28 protein-coding genes are annotated in these 24,792 nt (G+C 66.2%); 10 read left to right on the top strand and 18 right to left on the bottom strand.

All coding sequences use genetic code 11. The annotated features are described in order from the left end of the window. Positions 1-5 precede the first annotated feature (5 nt). From G7B69_RS08210 to G7B69_RS08195, 4 genes are read right to left on the bottom strand one after another with little or no spacing between them, the layout of a single operon-like run. Positions 6-788 (bottom strand): glycerophosphodiester phosphodiesterase family protein, encoded by a 783-nt coding sequence (locus tag G7B69_RS08210; protein ID WP_166178039.1) that lies wholly within the window; start codon positions 786-788, stop codon positions 6-8. Beyond that, positions 769-1,230, bottom strand: a complete 462-nt coding sequence (locus G7B69_RS08205) for a RidA family protein (protein ID WP_166178037.1) — start codon at positions 1,228-1,230, stop codon at positions 769-771. Before G7B69_RS08205 ends, G7B69_RS08210 begins: the two co-directional genes overlap by 20 nt. Further along, positions 1,227-1,856, bottom strand: coding sequence for an HAD family hydrolase (locus G7B69_RS08200; RefSeq protein ID WP_166178035.1), 630 nt, complete (start codon positions 1,854-1,856; stop codon positions 1,227-1,229). Before G7B69_RS08200 ends, G7B69_RS08205 begins: the two co-directional genes overlap by 4 nt. Further along, positions 1,853-2,107: a DUF3572 domain-containing protein gene (locus G7B69_RS08195; protein ID WP_279323156.1), complete on the bottom strand. Its 255-nt coding sequence runs from the start codon at positions 2,105-2,107 to the stop codon at positions 1,853-1,855. Before G7B69_RS08195 ends, G7B69_RS08200 begins: the two co-directional genes overlap by 4 nt. A 95-nt stretch (positions 2,108-2,202) precedes the next feature. Here G7B69_RS08195 and G7B69_RS08190 point away from each other — a divergent pair, with 95 nt between their 5' ends. From G7B69_RS08190 to G7B69_RS08175, 4 genes are read left to right on the top strand one after another with little or no spacing between them, the layout of a single operon-like run. Beyond that, on the top strand, positions 2,203-2,604 hold the full coding sequence (locus G7B69_RS08190; RefSeq protein ID WP_166178033.1) for a response regulator: 402 nt from the start codon (positions 2,203-2,205) through the stop codon (positions 2,602-2,604). Between the two features lie 54 nt (positions 2,605-2,658). Then, the gene (locus G7B69_RS08185) at positions 2,659-2,901 is read left to right on the top strand and encodes an acyl carrier protein (protein WP_166178031.1); all 243 of its coding nucleotides are present in this window, start codon (positions 2,659-2,661) and stop codon (positions 2,899-2,901) included. A 7-nt stretch (positions 2,902-2,908) separates the two neighbouring features. Further along, positions 2,909-4,165 carry a serine palmitoyltransferase gene (gene spt, locus G7B69_RS08180; RefSeq protein WP_166178029.1) on the top strand — a complete coding sequence of 419 codons (1,257 nt, stop codon included), beginning with the start codon at positions 2,909-2,911 and terminating at the stop codon, positions 4,163-4,165. A 23-nt stretch (positions 4,166-4,188) separates the two neighbouring features. Continuing rightward, entirely contained in the window at positions 4,189-5,814 is a 1,626-nt protein-coding gene (locus G7B69_RS08175) for a hypothetical protein (protein WP_166178027.1), read from the top strand. Between the two features lie 4 nt (positions 5,815-5,818). Here the strand turns inward: G7B69_RS08175 and G7B69_RS08170 are convergent, their stop codons facing one another. The 6 genes from G7B69_RS08170 to G7B69_RS16940 all read right to left on the bottom strand — a co-directional run bounded on the left by G7B69_RS08170 (position 5,819) and on the right by G7B69_RS16940 (position 11,284). Beyond that, a complete protein-coding gene (locus G7B69_RS08170) occupies positions 5,819-6,457 on the bottom strand; it encodes a YqaA family protein (RefSeq protein ID WP_166178025.1) in 639 nt (212 codons plus the stop codon). 147 nt (positions 6,458-6,604) lie between these two features. Next, complete coding sequence (gene queC / locus G7B69_RS08165; RefSeq protein WP_166178023.1) at positions 6,605-7,312, bottom strand: 7-cyano-7-deazaguanine synthase QueC; 708 nt, start codon at positions 7,310-7,312, stop codon at positions 6,605-6,607. Between the two features lie 41 nt (positions 7,313-7,353). Then, on the bottom strand, positions 7,354-8,259 hold the full coding sequence (gene hslO / locus G7B69_RS08160) for an Hsp33 family molecular chaperone HslO (RefSeq protein ID WP_166178021.1): 906 nt from the start codon (positions 8,257-8,259) through the stop codon (positions 7,354-7,356). 45 nt (positions 8,260-8,304) lie between these two features. After that, a complete protein-coding gene (gene argF, locus G7B69_RS08155) occupies positions 8,305-9,234 on the bottom strand; it encodes an ornithine carbamoyltransferase (protein ID WP_166178019.1) in 930 nt (309 codons plus the stop codon). A 1-nt stretch (position 9,235) separates the two neighbouring features. Beyond that, positions 9,236-10,423, bottom strand: a complete 1,188-nt coding sequence (locus G7B69_RS08150) for an aspartate aminotransferase family protein (RefSeq protein ID WP_166178017.1) — start codon at positions 10,421-10,423, stop codon at positions 9,236-9,238. A 129-nt stretch (positions 10,424-10,552) separates the two neighbouring features. After that, complete coding sequence (locus G7B69_RS16940; protein WP_166178015.1) at positions 10,553-11,284, bottom strand: cold-shock protein; 732 nt, start codon at positions 11,282-11,284, stop codon at positions 10,553-10,555. Between the two features lie 219 nt (positions 11,285-11,503). Between G7B69_RS16940 and G7B69_RS08140 the strand changes: the two genes are divergently transcribed. Together G7B69_RS08140 and G7B69_RS08135 are read left to right on the top strand one after the other, a co-directional pair. Beyond that, positions 11,504-12,304, top strand: coding sequence for a TerC family protein (locus tag G7B69_RS08140; protein ID WP_166178013.1), 801 nt, complete (start codon positions 11,504-11,506; stop codon positions 12,302-12,304). After that, entirely contained in the window at positions 12,301-12,741 is a 441-nt protein-coding gene (locus G7B69_RS08135; RefSeq protein ID WP_166178011.1) for a protein tyrosine phosphatase family protein, read from the top strand. The genes G7B69_RS08140 and G7B69_RS08135 overlap by 4 nt, the downstream gene beginning before the upstream one ends. An 81-nt stretch (positions 12,742-12,822) precedes the next feature. Here the strand turns inward: G7B69_RS08135 and G7B69_RS08130 are convergent, their stop codons facing one another. The 6 genes from G7B69_RS08130 to G7B69_RS08105 all read right to left on the bottom strand — a co-directional run bounded on the left by G7B69_RS08130 (position 12,823) and on the right by G7B69_RS08105 (position 19,090). Next, a complete protein-coding gene (locus G7B69_RS08130) occupies positions 12,823-13,914 on the bottom strand; it encodes an OmpA family protein (RefSeq protein ID WP_166178009.1) in 1,092 nt (363 codons plus the stop codon). 475 nt (positions 13,915-14,389) lie between these two features. Then, positions 14,390-15,739: an ammonium transporter gene (locus tag G7B69_RS08125; protein WP_166178007.1), complete on the bottom strand. Its 1,350-nt coding sequence runs from the start codon at positions 15,737-15,739 to the stop codon at positions 14,390-14,392. A 20-nt stretch (positions 15,740-15,759) separates the two neighbouring features. Beyond that, positions 15,760-16,098 (bottom strand): P-II family nitrogen regulator, encoded by a 339-nt coding sequence (locus tag G7B69_RS08120; RefSeq protein WP_166178005.1) that lies wholly within the window; start codon positions 16,096-16,098, stop codon positions 15,760-15,762. A 146-nt stretch (positions 16,099-16,244) separates the two neighbouring features. Continuing rightward, on the bottom strand, positions 16,245-16,937 hold the full coding sequence (locus tag G7B69_RS08115) for an endonuclease/exonuclease/phosphatase family protein (protein ID WP_166178003.1): 693 nt from the start codon (positions 16,935-16,937) through the stop codon (positions 16,245-16,247). Positions 16,938-16,953: 16 nt separating this feature from the next. Beyond that, a complete protein-coding gene (locus G7B69_RS08110; RefSeq protein WP_166178001.1) occupies positions 16,954-17,532 on the bottom strand; it encodes a pyridoxamine 5'-phosphate oxidase family protein in 579 nt (192 codons plus the stop codon). Positions 17,533-17,569: 37 nt separating this feature from the next. Continuing rightward, positions 17,570-19,090 (bottom strand): peptide chain release factor 3, encoded by a 1,521-nt coding sequence (locus tag G7B69_RS08105; protein ID WP_166177999.1) that lies wholly within the window; start codon positions 19,088-19,090, stop codon positions 17,570-17,572. A 101-nt stretch (positions 19,091-19,191) separates the two neighbouring features. Here G7B69_RS08105 and G7B69_RS08100 point away from each other — a divergent pair, with 101 nt between their 5' ends. Further along, positions 19,192-19,605: an ester cyclase gene (locus tag G7B69_RS08100; RefSeq protein WP_166177997.1), complete on the top strand. Its 414-nt coding sequence runs from the start codon at positions 19,192-19,194 to the stop codon at positions 19,603-19,605. Further along, complete coding sequence (locus G7B69_RS08095) at positions 19,602-20,201, top strand: TetR/AcrR family transcriptional regulator (RefSeq protein WP_166177995.1); 600 nt, start codon at positions 19,602-19,604, stop codon at positions 20,199-20,201. Before G7B69_RS08100 ends, G7B69_RS08095 begins: the two co-directional genes overlap by 4 nt. A gap of 79 nt (positions 20,202-20,280) precedes the next feature. Here the strand turns inward: G7B69_RS08095 and G7B69_RS16935 are convergent, their stop codons facing one another. Continuing rightward, complete coding sequence (locus tag G7B69_RS16935; RefSeq protein WP_279323153.1) at positions 20,281-20,403, bottom strand: hypothetical protein; 123 nt, start codon at positions 20,401-20,403, stop codon at positions 20,281-20,283. A gap of 35 nt (positions 20,404-20,438) precedes the next feature. Continuing rightward, the gene (locus G7B69_RS08090; protein WP_166177993.1) at positions 20,439-21,434 is read right to left on the bottom strand and encodes an agmatine deiminase family protein; all 996 of its coding nucleotides are present in this window, start codon (positions 21,432-21,434) and stop codon (positions 20,439-20,441) included. Positions 21,435-21,552: 118 nt separating this feature from the next. Here G7B69_RS08090 and glnE point away from each other — a divergent pair, with 118 nt between their 5' ends. Both glnE and G7B69_RS08080 read left to right on the top strand, forming a co-directional pair. After that, positions 21,553-24,222 carry a bifunctional [glutamate--ammonia ligase]-adenylyl-L-tyrosine phosphorylase/[glutamate--ammonia-ligase] adenylyltransferase gene (glnE, locus tag G7B69_RS08085; RefSeq protein WP_166177991.1) on the top strand — a complete coding sequence of 890 codons (2,670 nt, stop codon included), beginning with the start codon at positions 21,553-21,555 and terminating at the stop codon, positions 24,220-24,222. Beyond that, positions 24,219-24,707, top strand: a complete 489-nt coding sequence (locus G7B69_RS08080; RefSeq protein ID WP_166177989.1) for a peroxiredoxin — start codon at positions 24,219-24,221, stop codon at positions 24,705-24,707. The genes glnE and G7B69_RS08080 overlap by 4 nt, the downstream gene beginning before the upstream one ends. The last annotated feature ends 85 nt before the right edge of the window (positions 24,708-24,792 follow it).

The following is a 24,792-nucleotide window of genomic DNA, read 5'->3' as shown; positions in this document are numbered from 1 at the left end:
CGATATTACAGGTTCTTGCCGTTCTCCGCGACACCTTCGCCCTCGACGATCGGTGCGTCGGCACATTGCATGGCGCGTTCGCGCAGGGCGGCGCTGCGCACCGTCCAGGTGAGCACCGGCAAGCCGCGCCGGCGCTGCGCGGCGGCGAAGGAGCTCGGCAGGTCGCGCACGTCGTAGGCGAGGAAGTCGGGCCCGGCCTGCCACAGCGCGAGGCGGCGGCGCACGGACCCCGAGAAGGTGCGCGCGCCTTCCTCGGTTACTACCAGGCCGCGCACGATGTGCGGGGCGTGGCGGCGGAACCAGCCGCCGACGCGAGGGTCGAAGCTCATCACGGCGACCGGGCCGCGGTAACCTTCGACATCGCGCCGCACGGCGAGGCACAGCGCGGCGACCCGGCGTTCGCGGCGGGTCTTGATCTCGATCAGCAGGGGAACCTGGCCGCGGATCATGCCGAGAAAGTCGCTCAGGCGCGGGATGCGGTCATTGCCGCCGCCGAGCGCGATCTGGGCCAGCGCCGCGGCGCTGCGTCCCGCGACCGGGCCGGATTCGCCGGTGAGCCGGTCGAGATCCCGGTCGTGGAATACCATCGCGCGGCCGTCGCTCGTCTGCTGGACATCGCACTCAATGCCCATCCCGTGCGAGATCGCCGCCGAGAACGCCGAAAGCGAATTTTCCGGGGCCTCGCCGCCGTGAAGGCCGCGGTGGGCGTAGTCGCGGCCTTTCAGCCAGCCGATGCGCGCCGGATCGGGCGCGGGCGAGAGCCAGCCGTCAAGCGCTGCCCAAGGCAACGATCGCGTCCACCTCGACCGCCGCGCCGAGCGGAAGGGCCGGTACGCCGACGGCGCTGCGGGCGTGCTTGCCGGCGTCGCCGAACACCTCGACCATCAGGTCCGAGGCGCCGTTGGCGACCTTCGGCTGATCGGTGAAAACGGTGGCGGAATTGACGAAAGCGCCGAGCTTGACCACCCGCTCGACCCGGTCGAGCGAGCCGAGCGCGGCGTTGAGTTGCGCGAGGATCATCAGTCCGCAGGCGCGCGCGGCGCGGGCGCCGAGGTCGAGATCGACGTCCTCACCGAGCCGGCCGGTGACCAGCGCGCCGTCGATGAACGGCAATTGCCCGGAGACGTGCGCGAGGCCGCCGACGACCACCACCGGGACGTAGCTCGCTACTGGCGCGGCGGGTTGCGGCAGCACGATGCCGAGTTCGGCGAGGCGTTGGGCGATGCTCATACTTTCGTTCCATGCAACGTTTCGAGCAGCCAGGGCAAGGCTTCCGCCCAGGTGTCGATCCTGGCGTGGGCGTGACCGGCGTCGAGAGCACAAGGGATGTGCGGCGCGATCGCCGGCTCGCCGCAGAAGTGCAGGCGCGAGATCTTGGGCAGGACTTCCGCCGCCGAAGCGTGGTGGTGCGCGAGGTCGTCGATGAACACCGCGCGCGAGGGAGCGAACTCGTCGACGATACGCCGCAAGGCCTCACCCTTGGGCCCCTGGTTGGTGACGACCCTGGTGGCGATGCCGTGCTCGCGCAACTGCGCCGCCCGGGCTGCGTTGTAGCGGTCCTGAAGGTTGGTCAGCACAACCACGTCGGCCTCGCGCTGCAGTTCGGCGATCGCCTCGACGGCCCCGGGGATCGCCGTCTGGCGGGCCATCTCGTCGTCGAAGAAAGCATCGAGGAACTGCCACTTCTCGTCGAAGCTCAGCGGCTCGGTCCGGCCGGGCAGGACGAACGTTTCGGCAAAGGGATTGCCGCTCAGGTCGAACTCGACCCCATGCTGCTCTGCCATCCACTCACGGAAGTGGCGCACCATGTGCAGGAGCACTTCGTCGCAATCGGTGACCACCAGAGGCCGGCTCATCGCCGGAGCCTTTCGCGCGCCGCCGGGATCGCCGCGGGGTCGACACCGAGCGCTTCGGCGGCTGCGAGCAGGTCGGGCTCGTGCGCACAAAGGAACTCGAGCACCGACAATTGCAGCGCCGGCGTTTCGATTCCGCCGCGCAATTGCTTGGGCGTCAGGCCGGTCAGGTCGAGAAATCGCCGGGCGCGCTTCTCATTCGTAAGCACCCAGGCGAGCGCGCTAAGGGCTAATCCTGAGGGGTCGGGCGGGATCGATTGATTAGCTTTGAGAATTGTAAGTTATCCACAAGTAGGGTATTTGCTATCCACAAACTTTCGCCGGGGGGCGGAAGGGGATCGGGGGCGCAATGACGCAGAGAATCCTCGTTGTCGAGGACAACGACTTGAACCGAAAGCTGTTCTGCGACGTCTTGCAGGCCAGCGGTTTCGACGTCGAACCGGTAGCGGATGGCGGCATGGCGATCGAGAGGGCGCGATCCTTCGTCCCCAATCTGGTGATCATGGACATCCAGCTGCAGGACATCTCCGGCCTCGACCTGATCGCCGGGATGAAGAACGATGTGGCGCTGTGCGACATCCCTGTGCTGGCGGTGACCGCCTATGCCGGCAAGGGCGACGAGGAACGGATTCGGCAGGTCGGCGCCGAGGGATACCTCGCCAAGCCGGTGTCGATCGTGCCGTTCATGAACGCCGTGAAGGGCCTGCTTGACCGCTCGGCCGCGCCCGCCCCGCTGCCGCTGCACGCTTGACATTCGTTTAGCCAAGCCGCTTTTGCGCCGCATTCCATTCATAGGAGTGCGCGCATGGATCGTGCCGAAGTCGACGAGCGTATCCGCAAGCTGATCGAGCCCTTCAACAAGAAGGGCGTGACGATCGCGGACGGGACGACGTTCGCCGGCGACCTCGAGTTCGACAGCCTGACGGTGATGGATTTCGTCGCGGCGATCGAGGACGAGTTCGACATCATCATCAGCATGAACCAGCAGGCCGAGATCGAAACCTGGGGCCAGCTGGTCGACGCCGTGTTCCGTCTGCAGAACACCTGAGCGCACAATGAGCGAAGGTATCAGCCAGCCCGACGCCCCCCTCCAGGCCGACCAGCCGACACCGGTGGGCGACCTGTTCAGCAAGTTCGACGCGCTGATCAAGCAGCGCGAGGACCTGCTCGCCAACGGGGTCGAGGATCCGTTCAGCCTGGTGATGGAGAAAGTGCTCAGCCCCACCCGGGCGATCTGCAACGGGCGCGACACGATCCTGCTCGGCACTTACAATTACATGGGCATGACCTTCGATCGGGACGTGATCGAGGCGGGCAAGAAAGCGCTCGAGGAATTCGGCTCGGGCACCACCGGCAGCCGCGTCCTCAATGGCACTTACCGGGGCCACAAGGAGTGCGAGCAGGCGCTCAAGGACTTCTACGCGATGGATCACGCGATGGTCTTCTCGACCGGCTATCAAGCCAACCTCGGGATCATCGCGACGATCGCCGGCAAAGGCGACTACGTCGTGCTCGACATCGACTCGCACGCCAGCATTTGGGACGGCTGCGCGATGGGCAACGCCGAGATCGTGCCGTTCAAGCACAACGACCTCGAAGCGCTCGACAACCGGCTGCGGCGGATTCCCGAAGGGGCGGGCAAGCTGGTCGTGCTGGAAGGCGTCTACTCCATGCTCGGCGATGTTGCCCCGCTCAGGGAGATGGTCGCCATCGCCAAGAAGCACGGCGCGATGGTGCTGGTCGACGAAGCGCATTCGATGGGCTTCATCGGCCCCAACGGGCGCGGCGTGGCCGAAGAGCAGGGGGTGATCGACGAGGTCGATTTCATCATCGGCACCTTCTCGAAATCGGTCGGCACGGTGGGCGGCTTCTGCGTTTCCAACCATCCGAAGTTCGAAATCCTGCGGCTGGTCTGCCGCCCGTACGTGTTCACCGCCAGCCTGCCGCCGAGCGTGGTCGCCACCGCGGCGACTTCGATCCGCAAGCTGATGCACGGCTCCAACAAGCGGGCGCACTTGTGGGAGAATTCCAAGCGTCTCCACGGCGGGCTTACCGAACTCGGCTTCACGCTCGGCACCAAGGAGCCGCAAAGCGCGATCGTCGCGGTGATCATGCCCGACCTCGAGCACGGCGCGGCGATGTGGGAGGCGCTGCTGCACGAGGGACTTTACGTCAATCTCGCCCGGCCGCCGGCGACGCCTGCCGGGATGACCCTGCTGCGCTGCTCGCTCTGCGCCGAGCACTCGGCCGAGGAAGTCGAGACGATCCTCGGCATGTTCGCGCGCGCCGGGAAAGCGGTCGGGATTATCTAGCGCGGCGCGGCTGGGGGGTCGGTATGAAGCGGTACTGGACGGCGGCGGTGGCTTCGGCGGCGCTGGCCGCGGCGGGCGCGGCGCAGGACGCGCCGACAAAGCCCGAGCCCGCCGACCACGCGGCGCAGATGCCGGCGGCCCACGATGCGCATTCGCATTCCGACAACCTCAAGCCCAAGGTGCCGACGCTGCTGACCGGCTATGGCACCGGCGGCTTCACGGTGACCACGAGCGTGCCGCAGGCACAGGCGTTCTTTTCCAACGGCATGGAGCTCGGCGCCGCCTTCGCCCACAGCGCGGCAGGCGCGGCGATGGAGCAGGCCGTGGCGCTCGATCCCAATTGCGCGATGTGCAAATGGGGCCAGGCGCTCGTCGAAGGCCCGACGATCAACTACGGCAAGGACAAGGACGAGCGTAAGCCGCTCCTCGCGCTGGCCCGCGAGGCCGAAGTCCTGGCCGTGCAAGGCGGCACCTCGAAGGAGCGCGAGCTGACCGCCGCGCTGGTCGAGCGTTATCGCTCGGGCAACCCCTACAAGCGCGACGCCGCTTACGCCCAGGCGATGCTCGCGGTGCAGGTTCAGTTCCCCGACGACAACGAGATCGCCGTCCTCACCGCCGACGCGCTGATGGTCGATTCGTTCAACGCCTTCTCCCAGGGGAAGGGCGACTTCGACCACGCCAAGATCGAACGCGCGGCGGCGCTGCTCGAGGGCGTTCTCGCGCGCGATCCGAACCACACCCCGGCGATCCACTTCTACATCCACGCCGAGGAAGCGCTGGCCCAGCCGCAGAAGGCCGAGCCCTACGCCGACAAGCTCGGCGCGCTGGCTCCGCGGGCCAGCCATCTCGTGCATATGTCGGGTCACACCTGGTACTGGCTCGGGCGCTACGAGGACACCGCGCAGGCCAACGCGCGGGCGGTCGAGCTGGGAATCGAGAACGCCAAGCGGCTCGACCTGCCCGGGCCCGACGGTGTCTGGGGCCTGCCGTACCATTCGCACAACGTGCTCTACGGGCTCGGCGGGGCGCTGATGGCCGGTGACGCCAGGATCGGGCTCGACCTCGCCCGGCCGCTGGTCGAAGTCGCCGCCGCGCGCGACGAGGGCAGCCCGACGATGCAGCTGATGGCGGCGCTCGGCTACGAGGCGGTGGCGCGCTTCGATCCCCAGTCGGTCGCCAAACTGGCCGAACCGAAGCTGCCCTACCTCAAGGCCGCGTGGCATTACGCCCGCGGCGAGGCGGCGGCGAGCGCGGGCGACGCCGCGGCGGTCAAGGCGGAGATGGACGCGCTTCCGGCGACCATCGCCAAGCCGAAGAAACACGATTCGAAGGCGCCCGAGCAGATGCTCGGGGTCATGCGCGCGGTCCTTGCCGGGCGCATGGCGATGCTCGGCGGCGACCCGAGGGCGGCGGCGGAGCACTTCCGCCAGGCGGCCGAGATCGAGGAAACGCCCGAGTTCAACGACTTCACCGACCCGCCGGCGTTCTGGTACCCGGTGCGCCGCGACGTCGCCGCCGCGCTGCTTGCCGCGGGCGACGCGGCGGGCGCGAAGGAAGCCGCCGAAGCCTCGCTCAAGTTGCGGACGAAGGACCCGGTCGCCGAAGCGCTGCGGACCAGGGCCGACGCCGCCGCCCTGGCGGCGCGCTAAGACCTCAGGCGTAAGTCGGGTCGAGCTTGGCGGCGGCGCACTGGTCGCTCGCCGAGGTCCCGCTGCCGGCGACGTCGACGGCGTAGAACAGCCCGGCAATCACCAGCAGCACGGCAACCACGACGTAGGCGAAGTACTTGTCGATGAAGGTCTTGATCGGCGGGCCGAAGACCTTGAACAGCACCCCGATGCCGAAGAAGATCGCCCCGCGCGAAAGCAGGCTGGCGAGGACGAACTTGCCGAGCGGGAAATTGATGAACCCGGCGGTCACCGTCAGCAGCAGGAACGGGATCGGCGTCGCGCCCTTGAGCACGATGATCTCCACCCCGTAAGCCTTGAGGTAGCACGCCGCGACCGGGAACTTGCGGGTCAGGCCGAGCGCGCCGAGCAGTTCCTGACCGATGCTGTCGTAGAGAAAGTGGCCGACGAAATAGCCGAACACCCCGCCGGCGATCGAAGCCACCGTGGTGATCGCCGCATAGCGCACCGCGCGGCCGGGCTGCGACAGGCACAGGACCGCGAGCAGCGGATGCGGCGGAAAAGGAAACAGCCCGCCGTCGGCAAAGGCGAAGAACGCCAGCCACCAGCCGGCATGCGGATGCGCCGCCTTGTCGAGAACCCAGTCGTAGAGGCGGCGCAGCATCGGCGCGCCCTAGGCGAGCGGCGATTCGGGCGCAAGCGGGGCTTGTCGAGTGGTGGCCGCGTTGTCGACGCGGAAGCGCGAACGGCCCTCGCCGAGCTGATCACGGCACTTGCCGACGCGGGGATCTTTCCATCGAGCTGACGCAACTCAGCTTTCGTTCGCGTAAGTCAGCGGATCCCGGAGGCCGGCCTCGGCAAAGCCCTTGAGCCGCAGCCGGCAACTGTCGCACATACCGCAAGCCAAGCCGTCTGGAGTGGGATCGTAACACGACCAGCTCATCCCCGGATCGAGATCGAGACGCGCGGCCTCGGCGGCGATCTCCGCCTTGCCAAGGTGCTGCAGGGGGGCGTGAATCGCAAACGATCCGCTTTCGACACCAGCCTTGGTGGCCAACCGGGCGGTTTCGGCGAAGCTGGCGATAAATTCGGGCCGACAATCCGGGTAGCCTGAATAATCGAGCGCATTGACGCCGATGAAGATGTCCCGCGCGCCGAGGGCCTCGGCCCAGGCCAGCGTCAGCGAGAGAAAGACGAGATTGCGCGCCGGGACATAGGTCACCGGAATTCCGCCGCTGAGGCCTCCCTTTGGCACGTCGATCACATCCGTCAGCGCGGAGCCTCCAAAGGCGCGCAGGTCGAGCCGCAGGATCACGTGGCGCTTCACGCCGAGCGCGGCCGCGACCCGTTCGGCCGACTCGAGTTCGCGGCGATGCCGCTGGCTGTAGTCGATTGTCAGCGCGTGGAGTTCGTAGCCCTGCTCGTGCGCCAGTCCGGCGGTGACCATCGAGTCGAGACCGCCCGACAACAGCACCACGGCGCGGCGCTCGGTCCCCCGATGTGGCGAAGTGACGGCCATGCTGCAGCGCTAAGTCGCGCGTGCGCGGGCCGCAAGCGACATCAGTCCTCGATCAGGAATTCGCGCGAGCAAAAGGCGCAATCGACACGGATGATCCCCTTCTCGTCGCGCATATCCTTGCGGTCTTCCTTCGAGAACCTCGCGAGCACCTCCTCGAAGTGAACCACCGAACAGCGGCAACCGCGCGTGATGGCTTCACCCTTCAAGACAAGCACCTCGCGCTCCTCATGGAACAATCGCCAGACAAGCGTTTCGAGGCTCAGTTCGGGATCAACGAGTTCCTCTTCGGTGAGACTGCCCGCCAAGGCCACGACGTGATCCCACTCCAGATGACTCGCCCTGTGGTGGAGACGCTCCCCCCCTCCCTCGCCCTCGGCGAGATGCTGGACTAGCAAGCCTGCACCGATGATCCCGCCAATGCCTCCGCGAACGCCGATCCGGATCAGCGTGGGAACCTGCTCACTCTGAGCAAAGTATTGCTCGACCGAGTGGGCCAGCGAGTGGCCGTGCAACGGGACGATGCCTTGATAGCGCTGGCCCGACGCCTCGAGATCGAAAGTGATCGCCAGATAGCCGCCTTCGAACATTTCGCTCAGCGACGGATTCGTGCCGAGCTCGGCGAAGCGCTCCTCATCATGCCGCGCATAGCCGCGCAATTCGCCGCCCCGGTAATCGCAGACCAGCAGATTGACGATGCCATCGTGCGCCTGAGCCTGCAGCGTTAGCTGGCTGCCTTCGTCCTTTAACAAGGCACCCATCAACGCGGTCAGCACCAACGCTTCGCTCAGCAAGTGCTTCAGCGCGGGAGGATAAGGATGCGCTGCGAGAATATCCTCGAGCGCCGGCCCGAGCCTGACGATGCGGCCGCGGGCGTTCCGGTCGGGCAACGTGAATTGCAGCAGGCGATCGAAGCCCGTCTCGGCTCCGTTGTCGATTTCACTGGTCATCGCGCGACCATATGGTGATCGGTCAGCGGGTTTGAAGGCAGGCGCTCAGAGCTTGCCGAAGCACCACAGCAAGACCGACTTCTGGGCGTGGATACGATTTTCGGCTTCGTCGAAGACTACCGATCGCGGCCCTTCGAACACGCTTTCGCTGACCTCTTCGCCGACGTGAGCCGGTAGGCAATGCAGGAATTTCGCATCGCCTTTCGCCCCGCTCATCAGCGAGTCGTTGACCTGGAAGGGTGCCATCGCGGCGAGCTTGTTGTGGGTGTGTTCCTGGCCCATCGACACCCAGGTGTCAGTGAGGACGATATCGGCGCCCGCCACCGCTTCGGTTGCGTCATTAGTCAGTGTCACCTGAGCTCCGTTCGCGCGTGCCCACGCGACGATCTCTTCAGCCGGTTCGTATCCTTGCGGGGTCCCGACCCGCACGTTGAACTTCATCAGGCCGGCGGCCTCGAGGATGGAGTGGAGCACGTTGTTGCCGTCGCCGAGCCAGGCGGCCTCGAGCCCCGGCAGCGCCTTGCCCTGCTCGATAACGGTCAGCAAGTCGGCAACCACCTGACAGGGATGCGACAGGTCCGTCAATCCATTGATCACCGGAACCGAGGCGTAACGGGCCATTTCCTCGATCTTCGCGTGATCGTCGGTGCGGACCATGATCGCATCGACCATCCGGCTGAGCACGCGGGCGGTGTCGGCGATCGTCTCACCCCGCCCGAGCTGAGTATTCGCCGCGTCGAGCACCAGCGAGCTTCCGCCGAGCTGGCGAATGGCGATGTCGAAGCTTACCCGCGTACGAGTCGAGTTCTTCTCGAAGATCATCCCCAACACGTGGCCGGCGAGCGGCTGGTCGGCATCGGGCCTGCCCTTCGGCCAGGCGGCGCGAGCGGCTTTGCGGTCGATCGCATCGGCCAGCATCGCCGCGATCGCATCACCGCCTGCGTCCGACAAATTGAGGAAGTGCCGGACCGTCATCTCAAACCTCCGCCGGCTGGTAATCGGCAGCGCCCGCCGAGAGCTTCTCGAAGAATTCGTCGATCTCGGCGTCACCGATGACCAGCGGGGGCAGGATCCGCAACGTCTGGTCACCCGCGGCAACGGTCAGCAACTGATGGGTGTCGCGCAGGTGCTGCATGAACGGCCGCGGTTCGACCTTCATCTTGAGGCCGAGCATCAGACCTTTGCCCCGCACGGATTCGAACAGGTCCGGGTAATTGCCGATGAACTGCTCAAGCCGGGTGCGGATGCGCTCGCCCTTCTCGCGCACCTCGGCGAGAAACTTGTCGTTCGCCACGGCATCGAGCACGGCCATCCCCGCGGCCATCGCCAGCGGATTGCCGCCGTAGGTCGATCCGTGCGTGCCGAAAGTCATCCCGCGCGCCGCCTTTTCCGTCGCCAGACACGCGCCGAGCGGAAATCCCCCGCCGATGCCTTTGGCGATCGCCATCACGTCCGGCTCGATGCCGACCTGCTCGTAAAAGAACATCGTGCCCGTGCGCGCCACCCCGCATTGCACTTCGTCGAGCACCAGCATCAGGTCGTTCTCGTCGGCCAACTCGCGCAAGCCGCGGAGGAACTCCTCGGTGCCGGTGCGGATTCCGCCCTCGCCTTGAATCGGCTCGACAAGGAATCCCGCGGTGTGCGGCCCCATCGCCGCCTTCACGCCCTCGAGGTCGTTGAACTCGACGTACTTGAAGCCGGGCAGAAGCGGCGAGAAGCCTTTGTGCATCTTCTCCTGGTTCGACGCGCTGATCGTCGCCATCGTCCGCCCATGGAACGCGTTGTTGAAGGTGATCAGCTCAAACTTTTGGTCGTTGCCGGCCGACTGGTGGTAGGCACGCGCCGTCTTGATCGCGCACTCGACCGCTTCGGCGCCCGAGTTCGTGAAGAAGACCGTGTCGGCGAAAGTTAGGTCGGCCAATCGCCGGGCCAGCGCTTCGCCTTGCGGGCTCCCATACAGGTTCGAGACGTGCATCAACGTCGCCGCCTGCTGCTGGATCGCGCCGATCAGCCCCGGATGGGAATGCCCGAGCAGGTTGACCGCGATACCTGCGGCGAAGTCGAGATAGCGCGTACCGTCCTCGTCGATCAAATGGCAGTGCTCGCCGCGGACGGGCCGAACGCCACACCGGGGGTAGACGGGCATCAGCGGGGTGATCGACATGGCAACAGCTTTCCTCGAATTCGAATGACACGGGTGGAATGACAAATGGCGGCCCTGCCGGGCCGCCATTTGCGTCCGTTTATGGACTTGCCCCGACCCGGTCAAACAACCGGGCGCTGAGCGGGCGTGTCAGCCCTGAACGGGCACAAGGTTGACCGCCGAGTATTTGCCTCGTCGGTCGACCTCGAGATCGAATTCGAACCGGTCGCCTTCGTTTATTCCCGGCAGGCCCGAGCGTTCGACCGCGCTGATGTGGACGAACGCATCCTCCTTGCCGTCATCACGAGTGATGAAGCCAAAGCCCTTCATCGCGTTGAAGAACTTGACCGTGCCGGTGGCCTTTTCGCCCGTGAGTTCGCGCTGCGGCGCCTTCGGCGCCACCGCAATGACATCGCCGACAACCTGCAAGTCGGCTGCGGAAATCTTGCCGCCGCGGTCGACCAGGTTGAATTGCAGTTCCTGACCTTCGGCCAGACCTTCGAGGCCGGCACGCTCGACCTGGCTGATGTGGACGAACACGTCCTCGCCGCCTTCGTCGCGCTGAATGAAGCCGAAGCCCTTCTGGGTGTTGAAAAATTTGACCTTGCCCTGGCCGGTACCGACCACCTGGGCGGGCATGCCGCCGCCGCGCGGAGCACCGCCATCGCCACCGCCGCGGAAACCGCCGCCGCCAGCACCGCCGCCACCGCCTCGGAAACCACCGCCGCTGCCGCGGTCATCGGAGAACCGACTGCCGCCGCCGAACCGGTCACCACCGCCGAACTGCGGCGCACCCCCATCCTGGAACGGATCAAACGTTTCTTCGCCGAATCCATCCCGCTTGTCGCGTCCCCGGCCGCGACGACCTCTATCGTAACCCATCTAACGCACGTACCTTCGCTTCGCCCTCATCCAACGCCCGGCGCTATGGACGAAAAACGCCGAACCGCTAACGGAGGCGATCCCCCCGCATTATCGCCGTTTGCCTATAGCGTAAAATGAGCATTGTGCGAACAATTTAACAGCGGCTGAGAGCACCGGTGTCGGCCGTGCCGTTTTCGCTCGCTTGCCACAGGGGCGATGCTTCGGCACAAGCCGGCCATGGACCTGATTTCACTGGCCGCAGATCCTTCGGCCTGGTTCGCGCTGCTGACCCTGGTCGTTCTCGAAGTGGTTCTCGGGATCGACAATCTGGTCTTCATCGCCATTCTCTCGAACAAGCTGCCGAAATCGCAGCAGTCTCGCGCTCGCCGCATCGGGCTGGCGCTTGCCTTGGTCATGCGCATTGCCCTGTTGATGCTGATCGGCTGGCTTGTCACCCTCACAAGACCGGTTTTCGATCTGGGCTTGCAAGGGGCGCCGGACGCGCACGGAGAATTGAGCTTCGAGACGGCATTCTCGGGACGCGATCTCATCCTTCTCGCCGGCGGGCTGTTCCTCTTGTGGAAGGCGACGAAGGAAATTCACCATAATATGGACCCGGAGGAGAGTTCGGGCGAATTGCTCGACAAGGACATGGGCGTGGCGCAAATCGGCCTTACGGCCGCGATTGCTCAGATCATCGCCCTTGACCTGGTGTTCTCCGTCGATTCAATCCTCACGGCCGTGGGGATGACCGACCAGATTCCAATCATGGTTCTGGCGGTCGTGATCACTGTCGGGATAATGCTGTTCGCCGCCGACCCGCTGGCAAGATTCATCGACAAGAATCCGACGCTGGTGATGTTGGCTCTGGCTTTCCTGGTTATGATCGGACTGGTGCTGATCGCCGACGGCTTCGGTTTCCACGTACCCAAGGGATACATCTACGTGGCCATGGTTTTCTCCGTCGGGGTTGAGTTGCTCAACATGGCCAGCCGCAATCGCCGCAAGCGCGCGAGTAAATCGAAGGCAGAACCATGAGCGATTTCCGCAAGCTGTCCGACAGCGTTCTCGCCAGCCCGCAATTGACGCTGGCGGACGTGGCGGAGGCGAGTGCCATGGGTGTCACGTTGATCGTCAATAACCGTCCCGAACGCGAAGCGGAGGACCAGACCTCCGGCCCGGCCATCGAAGCCGCCGCGCGCGCCGCTGGAATGGATTATCTGGCGATCCCGATCACCCCCGGGGCATTCGACGACGCTCAAGTGCGGGCGATGGCCCACGCGCTGAGCCAGGCGAGAGGAAGCGTCCTCGCATACTGTCGTACCGGCACGCGCTCGACGCTCCTGTGGGCACTCGCGCAGGCGGCGAACCGCAAGCCGCTCAAGGCGATTGCCTCCGCCGCATCCGCGGCCGGCTACGACATCTCGCCGGTCCTCCCGGCGATGGTTGAGCTGTCCCGGCGCGCGCAAGGCTAGGCCGAACTCCACTGCCTCTAAAAAGAAAGGGGCCGGAGGATTGCTCCTCCGGCCCCTTGCTTTGGCTGATGCCGAGAGTGCTTAGAAGCCCGAACCGGGCCCATAAGTGATCTCGACGCGGCGGTTCTGCAGCTCGCGCACACCGTCCGCAGTTGGCACACGCGGCATTGTCTCACCAAACGCCTGGCTGGTGATCGCACTGCCCGCGATGCCGTGGCTGGTGAGATACTCCGTGACGCTGGCGTTCCGGCGTTGCGACAGACCCATGTTGTACTGCGCCGAACCCGACCGGTCGGTGTGACCGGCGAGCATGATCGGCACGGTCCCGCAGTTGGCGTATGCCGTCACCGCGCTGTCGAGGATGGTCGCCGCTTCAGGCGTGATGTCCGACTTATCCCAGTCGAAGAACACGATGTACGGCCCCTTGTTGCATACCGCTGCCGGAGGCGGGGGCGGGGGCGGCGGAGGCGGCGGAGGCGGCGGCGGAGGCGGCGGCGGAGGCGGAGGCGGAGGCGGCGGAGGCGGTGCCGCACCGCCGAAATTCGCGATCAAGCTCACCAGGAAGGTGCTCGTTGCCATTTCGGTGTAATGACGCTCACCCGACAGGTCGCGAAGGTGGAAGCTTCCCGTGTTGAGGTACTTGTACTTCAACCCGATTTCGCCCCAGCTCGTGATCGGCATGCGAACTTGCGCGATCCCCTGATAGGCCCACGCGCTGTCGCTGTCCTTCATCAGGCCCGAGCCCGTCGCATCGAACAGATTCGTGGAAAGGAAGGCGCGTCCAGCGCCAACCCCGACGGCCAGAGCGACACCGCCATCCTCACCGCCCAAGTCGAGCAGCGCGTTGACCATTGCGGTCGTCAGGTGGGACTCGCCGCCAAGGTTCTGCGTTAAACCGCAGCAAATCTCGGTGATGCTCTTGGGATCGAATTCCTGATAAGCCACTTCGGCTTCAGTACGGATCTTGCCCCAATCGAAGCCGACGAACGCGCCCAGCTCGTAGCCGTCCTTTTCCTTCTCTCGAAGGACCGGGGTAACTTCACTGTTGATCCGGTGAGCTTCCGGATCGGTATAACCGATGTCGGCACCGAAATAGCCTTGGCCATCACGGGCCATCGCGGGTGCGGCCAGCGCCGTCGCTGCCACAGCCATACCTAGGGCAATCTTCCTCATGGGACCTCCTTCAAAATCCGCTGCGCATCTTTCGCAACGATCTTGCCAATTTTTCAATATTAAAATTGCGAACTGCTGCGACGCTACATCGACCCTCACGTCCACAAGAAGACTTTTTCCGCCATCCCGTTAGTGCAAGATGCGCGAATTGTTCCAGCAATACCGCCGCTTTCGCGCGAAAAAATCGCTGAGAACATGAACTGTTGCGAAATTATCACGCCCCCTTTGCAATTGCCCCTGTCTATGCGGCGCGGCATGCGAGCCAGCGCTCATGGTGCCCGCAGAGCCATACTCCGGAACCAGCCCATCCGTCCATTAATAATGCTGAGGGCGCGTCCCGGTCGCCGGCCGCATTCATAAAAAGGGGGCCGGAGCGCGTGGCTCCGGCCCATTCAAGTCTACGTTCGCAGGAGGAACGTCGGGAGGCGAGGCCGAGGGGAGAGGAGAGAGGTCTCGGCCCCGCCAAAGTGGTTGATCAGTAGTTGTAAGCGCGCTCCCCGTGCTCGCCGATGTCGAGGCCCTCGAGCTCGACTTCCGGCGCGACCCTGAGGCCGGTGAGCGCCTTGGCGACGGTGATTGCGATGGCGGTACCGACGGCGGCCCAGGCGATCGTCGTCGCCACGGTCAAGAATTGGACCTTGAGCTGTGCAGCCATGCCCATCCAGCTATCGCCGCTCGGGCCGCCGAGCGCGGCGGAGTAGACGATGCCAGTGCCCAAAGCGCCGACCATTCCGCCCACGCCGTGCACCCCAAAGGTGTCGAGTGCGTCGTCGTAGCCGAGCTTCGGCTTGAGCTTGGTGACCGCGAAATAGCAGACAAACGCGGCGACGGTGCACAGGACGATCGCGCCGAGCGGTCCGGAGTTGCCGGCCGCCGGTGTGACGGCGACCAGGCCCACGACGATGCCCGAGCAGAAGCCGAGTGCCGAGGCCTTGTGACCTGCGATCTTCTCGGCGACCATCCACGCCAGGCCGCCCGCGGCCGTTCCGACGAAGGTGTTCATCATCGCCAGCCCGGCCGAGCCGTTGGCTTCGAGCGCGGAGCCGGCGTTGAAGCCGAACCAGCCGACCCACAGCAGGCCGGTGCCGATCGCCGTCATCGTCAGCGAGTGCGGCGGCATCGGCTCACCGGGATAGCCCATGCGTTTGCCGAGCATCAGGCAGGCGACAAGTGCCGAAACGCCCGAGTTGATGTGCACCACGGTGCCGCCCGCGAAGTCGAGCGCGCCCATGCCGAAGAAGAGGCCGCTGCCCGCCCAGACCATATGGGCGATCGGGAAGTAGACGATCGTCAGCCAGATCGCGGCGAAGACCATGACCGCCGAAAACTTGAGGCGTTCGACGACTGATCCTAGCACCAGCGCGACCGTGATGGCCGCAAAGGTCATCTGGAAGCAGACGAAGACGTACTCGGGGATAGCCACGCCGGCGGTAAAGGTCGCCGCCGTGCTGTCCGGGCCGATACCCATCAGGAAGGCCTTGTCGAAGTTCGAGATGAACTGCTTGATGAAGTCCCCGGAGAAGTCGTTGCCGAACGACATCGAGTAACCCCACCCGACCCAGATCAGCATGGCGAGGGCGCCGACGGCGCCCACCTGGGTCATCACCGAAAGCATGTTCTTGGTCCGGACCAGGCCGCCGTAGAACAGCGCGAGGCCGGGGACGATCATCATCAGGACGAGCAGCGAGGATGTCATCATCCAGGCGGTGTCGCCCTTGTCGACGGTCGGCGCCGCCGCAGCGGCGGCGTCCTGCGCCCAGGCGGCGGTTGCGACGAACATCGAGGCCCCAATGGCCCCGGCGCCGCAGAGAAATTTGCGGATCATGATATTTCCCCTCATGTCTCTCAGAGCGCGGTGTCGCCGGTCTCGCCGGTGCGAATGCGGGTGGCGGTGGCCAGGTCGAGGACGAAGATCTTCCCGTCGCCGATGCTGTCGGTACTGGCGGCTTGCTGGATGGTCTCGACCACTTGCGGCGCGAGCGCGTCGCTCGCGGCAATTTCGAGTTTCACCTTGGGCAGCATGTTGGTGGAGTATTCCGCGCCGCGGTAGATCTCCGTCTGCCCCTTCTGCCGCCCAAAGCCCTTGACCTCTGTCACCGTCATCCCGGCGACGCCGATGGCACCGAGCGCCTCGCGGACCTCGTCGAGCTTGAACGGCTTGATGATGGCGATGATGAATTTCATCACTGACCCCTCTTGCTTGCCGGATCGCTTCCGGCCGGGGCCAGCTACGCAATTTGCGTGCCAATTCATGTTGCGGTGCAATATCGCGCGCTTTCGGTCTGCGCACCCCGCGCCCTCGCCTCGCGATTAGGCAACCTGCCTACGAATTAGGCAGCAATTGTCAGCCGCGCCATCACCGGCAGGTGGTCCGAGGCCACGGCGGCCAGCGCGCTGTGGTGCACGCCGACGCTTTCGCAGCTCCATCCTTGCGAATGGACGATTCGGTCGAGCTGCGCGAGCGGGCGGCGGCTGGGATAGCTGCGTCCTGGAGAGAGAACCGTCCAGCCTTCGCCGAAAGCGGTGAAGCACCTGGGACGCTGCGACCATTCGTTGAAGTCGCCCATCAGCACCGCCGGCCCTTCGCGTTGGCTCATGTGCAGCTGGATGGCCTGAATCTGGTGCATCCGGCGAATGCCCGACAAGTCGAGGTGCATGCCGACCACGTGAAGCGGATTTCCATCGACCCGCAGATGCGCGCAGACCGCGCCGCGCGGCTCGAGCCGGGGCAGGTCGATCGGCTCGGCGGCCGCGATCTCGATCCCGCGGCGCACGAGGATGGCGTTGCCGTGCCAGCCGATGCTCGCCGCTTTCATGCGCAACGGCGCCGGGCACCAGCCATGCTCCTCGAGCGCCTGGCGCGGCAGGACGGACGCCCGCAGGCCGAACCGCCGATCGACTTCCTGCAACGCGACGATGTCGGCGTCGATCTCGCGCAGCACCGCGAGAATGCGTTCGGGATCGCGCCGGCCGTCGAGGCCGACCGCCTTGTGGATATTGTAACTGGCGAAAGTGAGCTGCACGGTCGGGTAAGAGTGCTCAGTCGGCCGGCGCGGTTCCCGGCGCGCCGGGGATGTAGCGGTCGGTCGTCTTGATCGGCAAGCCGTCGATGCTCTGCCGGTGATTACGCGCCTTGCCCGCCCAAATGTTCGGATCGGCCTTGGCGTGGCTCTTCAGCAGCGTCGGTCGCTCGCGTTCCAGGCTCATCAGCGGCACGCCGTAGCCGCAGCTCGTCATCACCCCTTCGACCGCGATATCGAAGATCTGTCGCGTGCCCGGAAGCAGGGTGAAATGCGGCGCGAGCTTCTCCCACTCGCCGTCCCACGGGACGACCGGCTGACCCTTCCCGTAGATGCGCAGGACCCGCGCCGGCTGCTGGAAATTGCAGAACATCAGCGTGATCCGCCCGTCCGCCATGAGGTGGGCGTTGGTCTCGTTGCCCGAGCCGCCGAGGTCGAGGTACCCGACACGCGTCGGCGAAAGGATGCGGAAGCAGTCGTAGCCTTTGGGGCTCAGATTGATCCGCGCGCCCTCCGCCGCCGTGGCGACGAAAAACACCGGCTGCTGTGCGATCATCGCGCTGTGCCGTTCGGTCAGCGCGTCGAAGAAATCGGCCATGTGGCACGGCTATCGTCCCGGCGGGGCGACCGCAAGGTTAGCGTTCCTTGGTCGCCGAGAAGACCAGTTCAGGATTCTTTTCCTGTTGATAGCCGACGTCCCATGGGCTCTTCGCCATGAACACCGGGTCGCCGTCGCGATCCTTGGCGAGGTTGGCGCGGTTGAATTCGGCGAACGTGTCGAGCGCCGCCTGCGGCCCCTTGAGCCAGCGCGCGGTAGCAAACGGCGAGGCCTCGAGCGCGGCTTCGACCTTGTATTCGGCCTCGAGCCGGCTGACGAGCACCTCGAGCTGCAGCTGCCCGACCACACCGACCACCCACTGTGCGCCGAACTCCGGGTAGAACACTTGGATCACGCCCTCTTCCGAAAGGTCGTCGAGCGCCTTGCGCAACTGCTTGGTCTTGGTCGGGTCCTTGAGCTGGACCCGGCGGAGGATTTCCGGCGCGAAATTGGGCAGCCCAGTGAAGCGCACGTCGTTTTTCTCGCTCAGCGTGTCACCGACCCGCAGCGTGCCGTGATTGGGAATGCCGATAATGTCGCCCGCCTCGGCGGTATCGGCGATCTCGCGGTCCTGGGCGAAGAACAGGATAGGCGCGTGCACAGCGATCGGTTTGCCGGAGCCCGAAGGGGTCAGCTTCATGCCGCGTTTGAAGGTGCCCGACACCATGCGCATGAAGGCGATGCGGTCGCGGTGCTGTGGGTCCATGTTGGCCTGGACCTTGAACACGAAGCCGGTGACCTCGTCGCGCTCCGGACTGATCGGCCCATTCGCGCTCGGCTGCGGGCGCGGCGGCGGCGCGTACTTGGCGATCGCATCGATCAGCTCGGCCACGCCGAAGTTCTTCAGCGCCGAGCCGAAATAGACCGGCGTCAGGTCGCCGTGGCGGTAAGCTTCGACGTCGAACTCGGGATAGCCGCCGCGGGCTAGCTCGATCTCGTCAGCGATCCCGGGGGGCAGCTCGGCGCCGGTGTCGCGTTTGCCGAGGAATTCCTTGCTCGGCCCTTCCGGGCGGCTGATCGCGCCGGTCGCGAAATCGAGCACGCCTTCGAACATCCCGCCCATGCCGACCGGCCAGCTTTGCGGCGAGACGTCGAGCGCGAGCAAGTCGGCCACTTCGTCGAGCAGCTCGAACGGCGAGCGGCCCTCGCGGTCGACCTTGTTGACGAAGGTAATGATCGGCACCGAGCGCAGCCGGCAGACTTCGAACAGCTTGCGCGTCTGCGGCTCGATGCCCTTGGCAGCGTCGAGCACCATGATCGCCGAATCCACCGCGGTCAGCGTGCGGTAGGTGTCTTCGGAAAAGTCTTCGTGGCCGGGCGTATCGAGCAAGTTGAAGACGATGCCGTCGCGCTCGAAGGTCATCACCGAGCTGGTCACCGAGATGCCGCGCTGCTGTTCGATCTTCATCCAGTCCGACCGTGCACGCCGCGCAGCCCCGCGCGCCTTGACCTCACCGGCGAGATGGATCGCGCCGCCCTGAAGCAACAGCTTCTCGGTAAGCGTGGTCTTCCCCGCGTCGGGGTGCGAGATGATCGCGAAGGTACGACGGTTGGACATGGAGGCGCGCGGTTAGCGGTGCCCCCGCGGCGCGTCCACCGTCTTTACATGAGACTATAATCTCGTTATGCGATATATATCCAACTTCAGGGGTGATTCGCATGCTGACTCCGGCCCAGATGGACGCCAAGCTCGACGAGCACTTCGGCTTCGAAGCGCGCGACGATGTCGAGGGCGTCCTGTCGACCCTCACCGACGACGTCGAGCACGACATCGTCGGCTGGCCGCTCGGCCCGAGCCGCAGCCCGGCCCAGGCGCGCGCGTTCTACGAAAGCCTGTTCGCCGATCTCGCTGAGGGCCAGGTCCGCAGCGTGCGCCGGCTTTATGGCGATGGCTTCATGGTCGACGAATCGATCTGGCGCGGCAAGGCCGTGGGCCGCCCGTTCGGCTTCGAGGGTCGCGGCCGCCCGCTCGAATTCCGCCTGCTCCACGTCCTGCGCTTCGCCGAAGACGGCAGGATCGCCGGCGAGCAGGTCTGGCTCGACAGCGCCGCTATCGCGCAGCAACTGGCGTGAGAGCCAACCAAAAGGCGCGCACCCGGCAGGCGATCGTCCGCGCCGCGGGCGCCTTGCTCAAGCGCGGGAGCAAGCCGAGCCTCGACGAGATCGCCGAGGAGGCCATGGTCTCGCGCGCTACGGCCTACCGCTACTTCCCCGGTCTCGACGCGCTGCTGAGCGAGGCGGCGGTCGACCTGATGGTTCCCGAGGCGACCGACCTGTTCGACGCCCAGGCCCCAAGCGATCCGTTCGATCGCATCGCGCTGGTCGACGACACCTTCGACAAGGCCTGCCGCGCGCAAGAAGTGCCGCTGCGGCTGATGCTCGCGCGCATGCTCGAGCGCTCGATAGGCCGCGCGGCGGACGAGCCGCCGCTGCGCCAGAATCGCCGGGTGCCGCTGCTCGAGCAGGCGCTCGCGCCGTTCGAGCCGCGCCTCGGCTGGACGCGCACCACGCGGCTGGCGCAAGCGCTGGCGATGGTCGTTGGCACTGAGGGCTTCCTCGCGCTCAACGACGTCGTCGGCCTCGGCGAGAACGAGGCGCGCGAAGTGCGTCGGTGGGCGATAGACGCGCTTGTCGCAGCAGCTCTCAGCGAGGCCTATTCGCCGGGCTAGCTGCCGATTCCGCTATTTACTTGGCGTTAGGCCCGCGCTCGTCAGCGGGCGAACATGCGCGCCCGCGGCATGACTTTCTCTAAAAGGGGAGCGCCTGGCCGGCGGCAATCAACGCCAGGGCACAAGCGGCCACGATGACCGAACGCGCCGCTTCGACGGTGTCGAACGTAACTTGGCGAGCGTAGGCGACGGCGCGGGTCATGGCGGGAATTGTCCGCCACAATCGCTAACGAAGCGCTAACGCGGCCGCCTGGGCACCTGCTGGCTGGCGCAATGGAAGCTGCCGCCGCCGGTGAGCACGGCATCGGCCGGGATGCCGATCGTCGCGCGGTCGGGAAACAGCTCGCCGATGGCGGCGACCCCGTCGGCGTCGTGGACCGTTGCGTAAGTCGGCACGACAACGATGTCGTTGCAGACGGCAAAGTTCATGTAGCTGGCCGGCTCGACCTGGCTACCCGCTTCGATCCTCCCCGGTGAAGGGACGTCGCGGACGATCAGCCCGAAGCCGCGCGCGCGCGCGCGGGCATCTTCATAGATCGCCGCGTTGGGATCGTCGGGGCCTGTCGCCAGAGGGATCGCCAGCTCGCCGGGGGCGACGAAGCGGGCAAGGTTGTCGACATGCCCGTCGGTGTGGTCGCAGACGAGCCCCTCGCCGAGCCACAGAACGTCGCGCAGGCCCAACTCAAGCCGGAGGCGTTCCTCGATGTCCGCCCGCGACAGACTAGGGTTGCGATTCGGATTGAGCAGGCATTGCTCGGTGGTGACCGCCAGCCCCATGCCGTCGGTCTCGATCGCCCCTCCCTCGAGAATCCAGTCTGATAGTTCGAGCGGCAGGCCGGCCGCCTTGGCGAGCGATGCGCCGACTTCCTGATCGCCGTCCATGTCGTCGTACTTGCCGCCCCAGCCGTTGAAGCCGAACTTGCGGGCGAACCGTCTGCCGGTCGTGTCGAACAGAACCAGGGGCCCAGTATCGCGCAACCAGATGTCGCCATATGGGTGCCGCTCAAGCACGACCGACCCGCTCACCAGCCCCCGCGCGTGTGCTTCGTTGGCCGCGTCGTGCACCACAAGTCGGACCTGCTGCCCGGTCTCGGCGACGGCGTTGGCATAAGCGGCGATCTGCTGTTGCGCCGGAACCAGTGACTCTTCCCACAACGATGCGTCGTGCGGAAAGCCGATCCAGATCCATTCCTGCTCGGAGAATTCGGCCGGCATCGGTAGCGGTGTGGTCATCGAAGGGGCATCCCAAGGGCTCGGCGTGGCAACGGCGTCGGACGTTCCCTTGGCAAAGCCGCCGCCGCGCCACAAGCGCCCCTTGCCCTTACCGCCCAGCCCATGCAGGTGAGGAGCGATGACCCATCTCTCGCAAGCGGACTGGGCGGGCGCGCTTGCGCGGGCGCGAGGGCATGCTCCGTTCCTCGCGCTCGGGCTCGACCGGCAGCCCGAGCTCGAGGCGCTGTTGGCCCAGGGCCACGGCGACCAGGCGCTCGCCCATGCCCGCGCAGTGGGCGAAGACGACGATGTGGGCGGCGGCTTGCGCCGCGAACGCTCGGCGCTGGCCGTGGCGCTTGCCGTCGGCGACCTTGCCGGCGCCTTTGCCCTGCCGCGCGTGATGCGTGAATTGAGCAACTTCGCCGACCGCGCGCTCGATGCCGCGATGACCGAGGCGATTCGGCGGCGCGTGCCCACTGCCGAAGCTGTGGGCTTTACGGCGCTCGCGCTCGGTAAGCAGGGTGCGCGGGAGCTTAACTACAGTTCCGACATTGACCCCATCCTCCTCTACGATCCCGGCTGCCTGCCACGACGGGAACGTGACGAACCGGCCGAGGCCGCCCAACGCTACGCCCGCGCTCTGCTCGCACTGCTGAGCGAGCAGACCGCCGATGGCTACGTCTTCCGCGTCGACCTCCGCCTGCGCCCGGCGTCGGAAGTGAGTCCGCTGGCGATTTCGTTCGACGCCGCGCTGACGCATTACGAGAGCTCGGCACTCGCCTGGGAGCGCGCCGCCTTCATTCGCGCGCGAGCGGCTGCCGGCGATGTCGCCGCCGGCGAAGCCTTCCTCGCCGCGATTTCCCCGTTCGTCTGGCGCCGCAGCCTCGATTTCACCGCACTCGAGGAAATCCGCCGGCTGACCGCGCGGATTCGCGACCACCACAAGGGGCCAGCCGAGCCGGGGCCCGGCTACGATCTTAAGCGCGGGCGCGGCGGCATCCGGGAGATCGAATTCTTCGCCCAGACCCAGCAGCTAATCCACGGCGGCCGCCACCCGGCGCTGCAAGTGCGCGGCACCCGGGCCGCGCTTGACGCGCTCGCCGAAGCGGGGATCGTCTCGCCTGGCGACGCCGCCATGCTCGGCGAGAGCTACGACCGCCTCCGCGTCGTCGAGCACCGCCTCCAGATGGTCGATGACCGACAGACCCATTCGCTGCCCATCGAGACCGCCGCGATCGACAATGTCGCGCGTCTCGATGGCCTCCCGGATGGAACCGCGCTGATCGACGAGCTGCGAGCGATCACGGCGCGCGTGGCGTCACGCTACGACACGCTTCTGGGCGGCGACGAGGACCGCCCGGCGCGTCCTTCCGCGCGCGACGAGGCGACCGTCGCGCGGATCGAGGTCCGCATCGACAAATGGCGTGACACCTTGCGCACGCTGCGCGGCTCCGAGGCGCGGGCGGCGCTCGCGGCGCTGCGGCCGGCGCTGGTCGAGGCGCTCGCTGCCGCGCCCGAGCCCGAGCGGGCGATGACTCGTCTCGAAACCGTGCTCGAGCGTGTCTCCACCGCGATCAACCTGTTCCGCCTGTTCGAAGCCCGGCCGGGCCTCCTCGACCAGGTCCTGCGCCTCGTCACCCTCGCCGAGCCGCTCGCCGAAGGCCTCGGTCGCCATCCCGAATGGCTCGATGCGCTGATCGATACCCGCGCGCTCGACCTGCCGAGTTCGGTGGACGAGCTGGCCGTCCAGATGCGCGAGGCGCCGGAGGACTACGAGCGGCGGCTCGACCGGATTCGTGCGGTCGTCGGCGAGGCGCGCTTTGCGCTGGGGGTGCAACTGGTTGAGGCGCAGCACGATCCGCTGGAAATCGCCGCCGGCCTCGCCCGCGTGGCCGAAGCAGCGCTGGACAGCGGGGCATCCGCGGCAATCGAGGAGTTCGAGGCGGTGCACGGTCGCATCGCTGGCGGCGACCTGCTCGTTCTCGGGCTCGGCCGCCTCGGCGGCGGCGCGCTCACACACGCTTCCGATCTCGACGTGATCTACCTCTTTACCGGAGAGATCGGAGCCGAATCGGACGGCCAACGCCCGCTGACGGCGTCGCTCTATTTCAACCGCCTGGCGCAGCGTGTGACCGCCGCGCTAAGCGTGCCGACCGCTGCCGGCGCTCTCTACGAAATCGACACCCGACTGCGTCCGCAAGGGACGCAAGGGCCGCTGGCCGTCAGCCTGGACAGCTTCGCGCGCTACCAGCGCAAGGACGCCTGGACCTGGGAGCACATGGCGCTTGCTCGCGCGCGGCCGCTGTTCGGTCCGGACGCCGCGAAAGCCGAGCTGCAGCGGATCATCGACGCGGTACTGCGACAGGAGCGCGAGCCCGAGAAGTTGCGCGCCGACGTCCTCAAGATGCGCGGCGAGATCGCCGCCAACAAGAAGCCCACCGGCCCGCTCGACGCCAAGCTGCAGCGCGGCGGTCTGATCGATTGCGAATTCATCATCCATTACCTGCAGCTGCGCGAGCGCATCGGCTTCACTCCGGATCTCGGCCGGGCAATCGCCGAGCTCTCCCTCGCTGGGCTGCTACCGGCTCAGTTCGGCGCGCAGCACGACTTGCTCACGCGTCTGCTGGTCGCTGCCCGCCTGCTGGCGCCCGACGGGCAAGTCCCACCTGAAGGCGCGGGGCGCGTGCTCGCCGCCGCCTGCGGAGCGCGCGATTTCGCCGCACTCTTGCGCGCGGTGGAAGAAGCGCGGCATGGAGTCGCGGAAGCCTGGGCCGAGACTTTCGGCCAAGACCTGGAGGACAGGACATGACCACTCGTCCGGACGTCGGCGACACGATCCCCGACATCGCGCTCGAAACGCCCGGCGGCGGCAGCGTGCGGCCATCGGATTTTCGTGGCCGACCGCTGGTGATGTTCTTCTACCCGAAGGACGACACGCCTGGCTGCACCACCGAGAACAAGGACTTCTCTGCGCTCGCCGCAGAGTTCGAAAGGGCGGGCGTCGCTTTGCTCGGGGTGAGCAAGGATCCGCCGAAGAAGCACGAGAAGTTCACCACCAAATACGGCCTTGTTGCTCCGCTGGCGTCCGACCCGGTAGAGAATGGCCTCGCCGATGCGCTCGGCATCTGGGCGGAAAAGCGGCTATACGGCCGCACCTACATGGGGATGGAGCGCACCACTTATCTCGTGGATCCGGAGGGCAGGATTGTCCAAGTGTGGCGCAAGGTGAAGGTCAAGGGGCATGCCGAAGCGGTGCTGGCGGCCGCCAACGCGACCTTCCCAATACAAGACTGACGTCGCCCCTTCAAGGGAACGGCTTGTTGCTCCTCAGGAAGCTTGGCATAAGGCGCCGGGGTCCCTGTTCGCTTGCTGCGTGAGG

Source organism: Croceibacterium segetis (genome assembly GCF_011320115.1).
In the GTDB taxonomy this organism is placed as follows: Bacteria; Pseudomonadota; Alphaproteobacteria; order Sphingomonadales; family Sphingomonadaceae; genus Croceibacterium_B; species Croceibacterium_B segetis.
The sequence above is the reverse complement of the archived record's forward strand: the minus strand, read 5'-3'. Positions and strand labels throughout refer to the sequence as shown.

Coding starts and splice junctions, on each gene's coding strand:
- G7B69_RS08205 (WP_166178037.1), bottom strand. CDS start 1,230: ATGAGCATCGCCCAACGCCTCGCCGAACTCGGCATCGTGCTGCCGCAA.
- G7B69_RS08200 (WP_166178035.1), bottom strand. CDS start 1,856: ATGAGCCGGCCTCTGGTGGTCACCGATTGCGACGAAGTGCTCCTGCAC.
- G7B69_RS08190 (WP_166178033.1), top strand. CDS start 2,203: ATGACGCAGAGAATCCTCGTTGTCGAGGACAACGACTTGAACCGAAAG.
- G7B69_RS08185 (WP_166178031.1), top strand. CDS start 2,659: ATGGATCGTGCCGAAGTCGACGAGCGTATCCGCAAGCTGATCGAGCCC.
- spt (WP_166178029.1), top strand. CDS start 2,909: ATGAGCGAAGGTATCAGCCAGCCCGACGCCCCCCTCCAGGCCGACCAG.
- G7B69_RS08175 (WP_166178027.1), top strand. CDS start 4,189: ATGAAGCGGTACTGGACGGCGGCGGTGGCTTCGGCGGCGCTGGCCGCG.
- G7B69_RS08170 (WP_166178025.1), bottom strand. CDS start 6,457: ATGCTGCGCCGCCTCTACGACTGGGTTCTCGACAAGGCGGCGCATCCG.
- queC (WP_166178023.1), bottom strand. CDS start 7,312: ATGGCCGTCACTTCGCCACATCGGGGGACCGAGCGCCGCGCCGTGGTG.
- hslO (WP_166178021.1), bottom strand. CDS start 8,259: ATGACCAGTGAAATCGACAACGGAGCCGAGACGGGCTTCGATCGCCTG.
- argF (WP_166178019.1), bottom strand. CDS start 9,234: ATGACGGTCCGGCACTTCCTCAATTTGTCGGACGCAGGCGGTGATGCG.
- G7B69_RS08150 (WP_166178017.1), bottom strand. CDS start 10,423: ATGTCGATCACCCCGCTGATGCCCGTCTACCCCCGGTGTGGCGTTCGG.
- G7B69_RS16940 (WP_166178015.1), bottom strand. CDS start 11,284: ATGGGTTACGATAGAGGTCGTCGCGGCCGGGGACGCGACAAGCGGGAT.
- G7B69_RS08140 (WP_166178013.1), top strand. CDS start 11,504: ATGGACCTGATTTCACTGGCCGCAGATCCTTCGGCCTGGTTCGCGCTG.
- G7B69_RS08135 (WP_166178011.1), top strand. CDS start 12,301: ATGAGCGATTTCCGCAAGCTGTCCGACAGCGTTCTCGCCAGCCCGCAA.
- G7B69_RS08130 (WP_166178009.1), bottom strand. CDS start 13,914: ATGAGGAAGATTGCCCTAGGTATGGCTGTGGCAGCGACGGCGCTGGCC.
- G7B69_RS08125 (WP_166178007.1), bottom strand. CDS start 15,739: ATGATCCGCAAATTTCTCTGCGGCGCCGGGGCCATTGGGGCCTCGATG.
- G7B69_RS08120 (WP_166178005.1), bottom strand. CDS start 16,098: ATGAAATTCATCATCGCCATCATCAAGCCGTTCAAGCTCGACGAGGTC.
- G7B69_RS08110 (WP_166178001.1), bottom strand. CDS start 17,532: ATGGCCGATTTCTTCGACGCGCTGACCGAACGGCACAGCGCGATGATC.
- G7B69_RS08105 (WP_166177999.1), bottom strand. CDS start 19,090: ATGTCCAACCGTCGTACCTTCGCGATCATCTCGCACCCCGACGCGGGG.
- G7B69_RS08100 (WP_166177997.1), top strand. CDS start 19,192: ATGCTGACTCCGGCCCAGATGGACGCCAAGCTCGACGAGCACTTCGGC.
- G7B69_RS16935 (WP_279323153.1), bottom strand. CDS start 20,403: ATGACCCGCGCCGTCGCCTACGCTCGCCAAGTTACGTTCGACACCGTC.
- G7B69_RS08090 (WP_166177993.1), bottom strand. CDS start 21,434: ATGACCACACCGCTACCGATGCCGGCCGAATTCTCCGAGCAGGAATGG.
- glnE (WP_166177991.1), top strand. CDS start 21,553: ATGACCCATCTCTCGCAAGCGGACTGGGCGGGCGCGCTTGCGCGGGCG.
- G7B69_RS08080 (WP_166177989.1), top strand. CDS start 24,219: ATGACCACTCGTCCGGACGTCGGCGACACGATCCCCGACATCGCGCTC.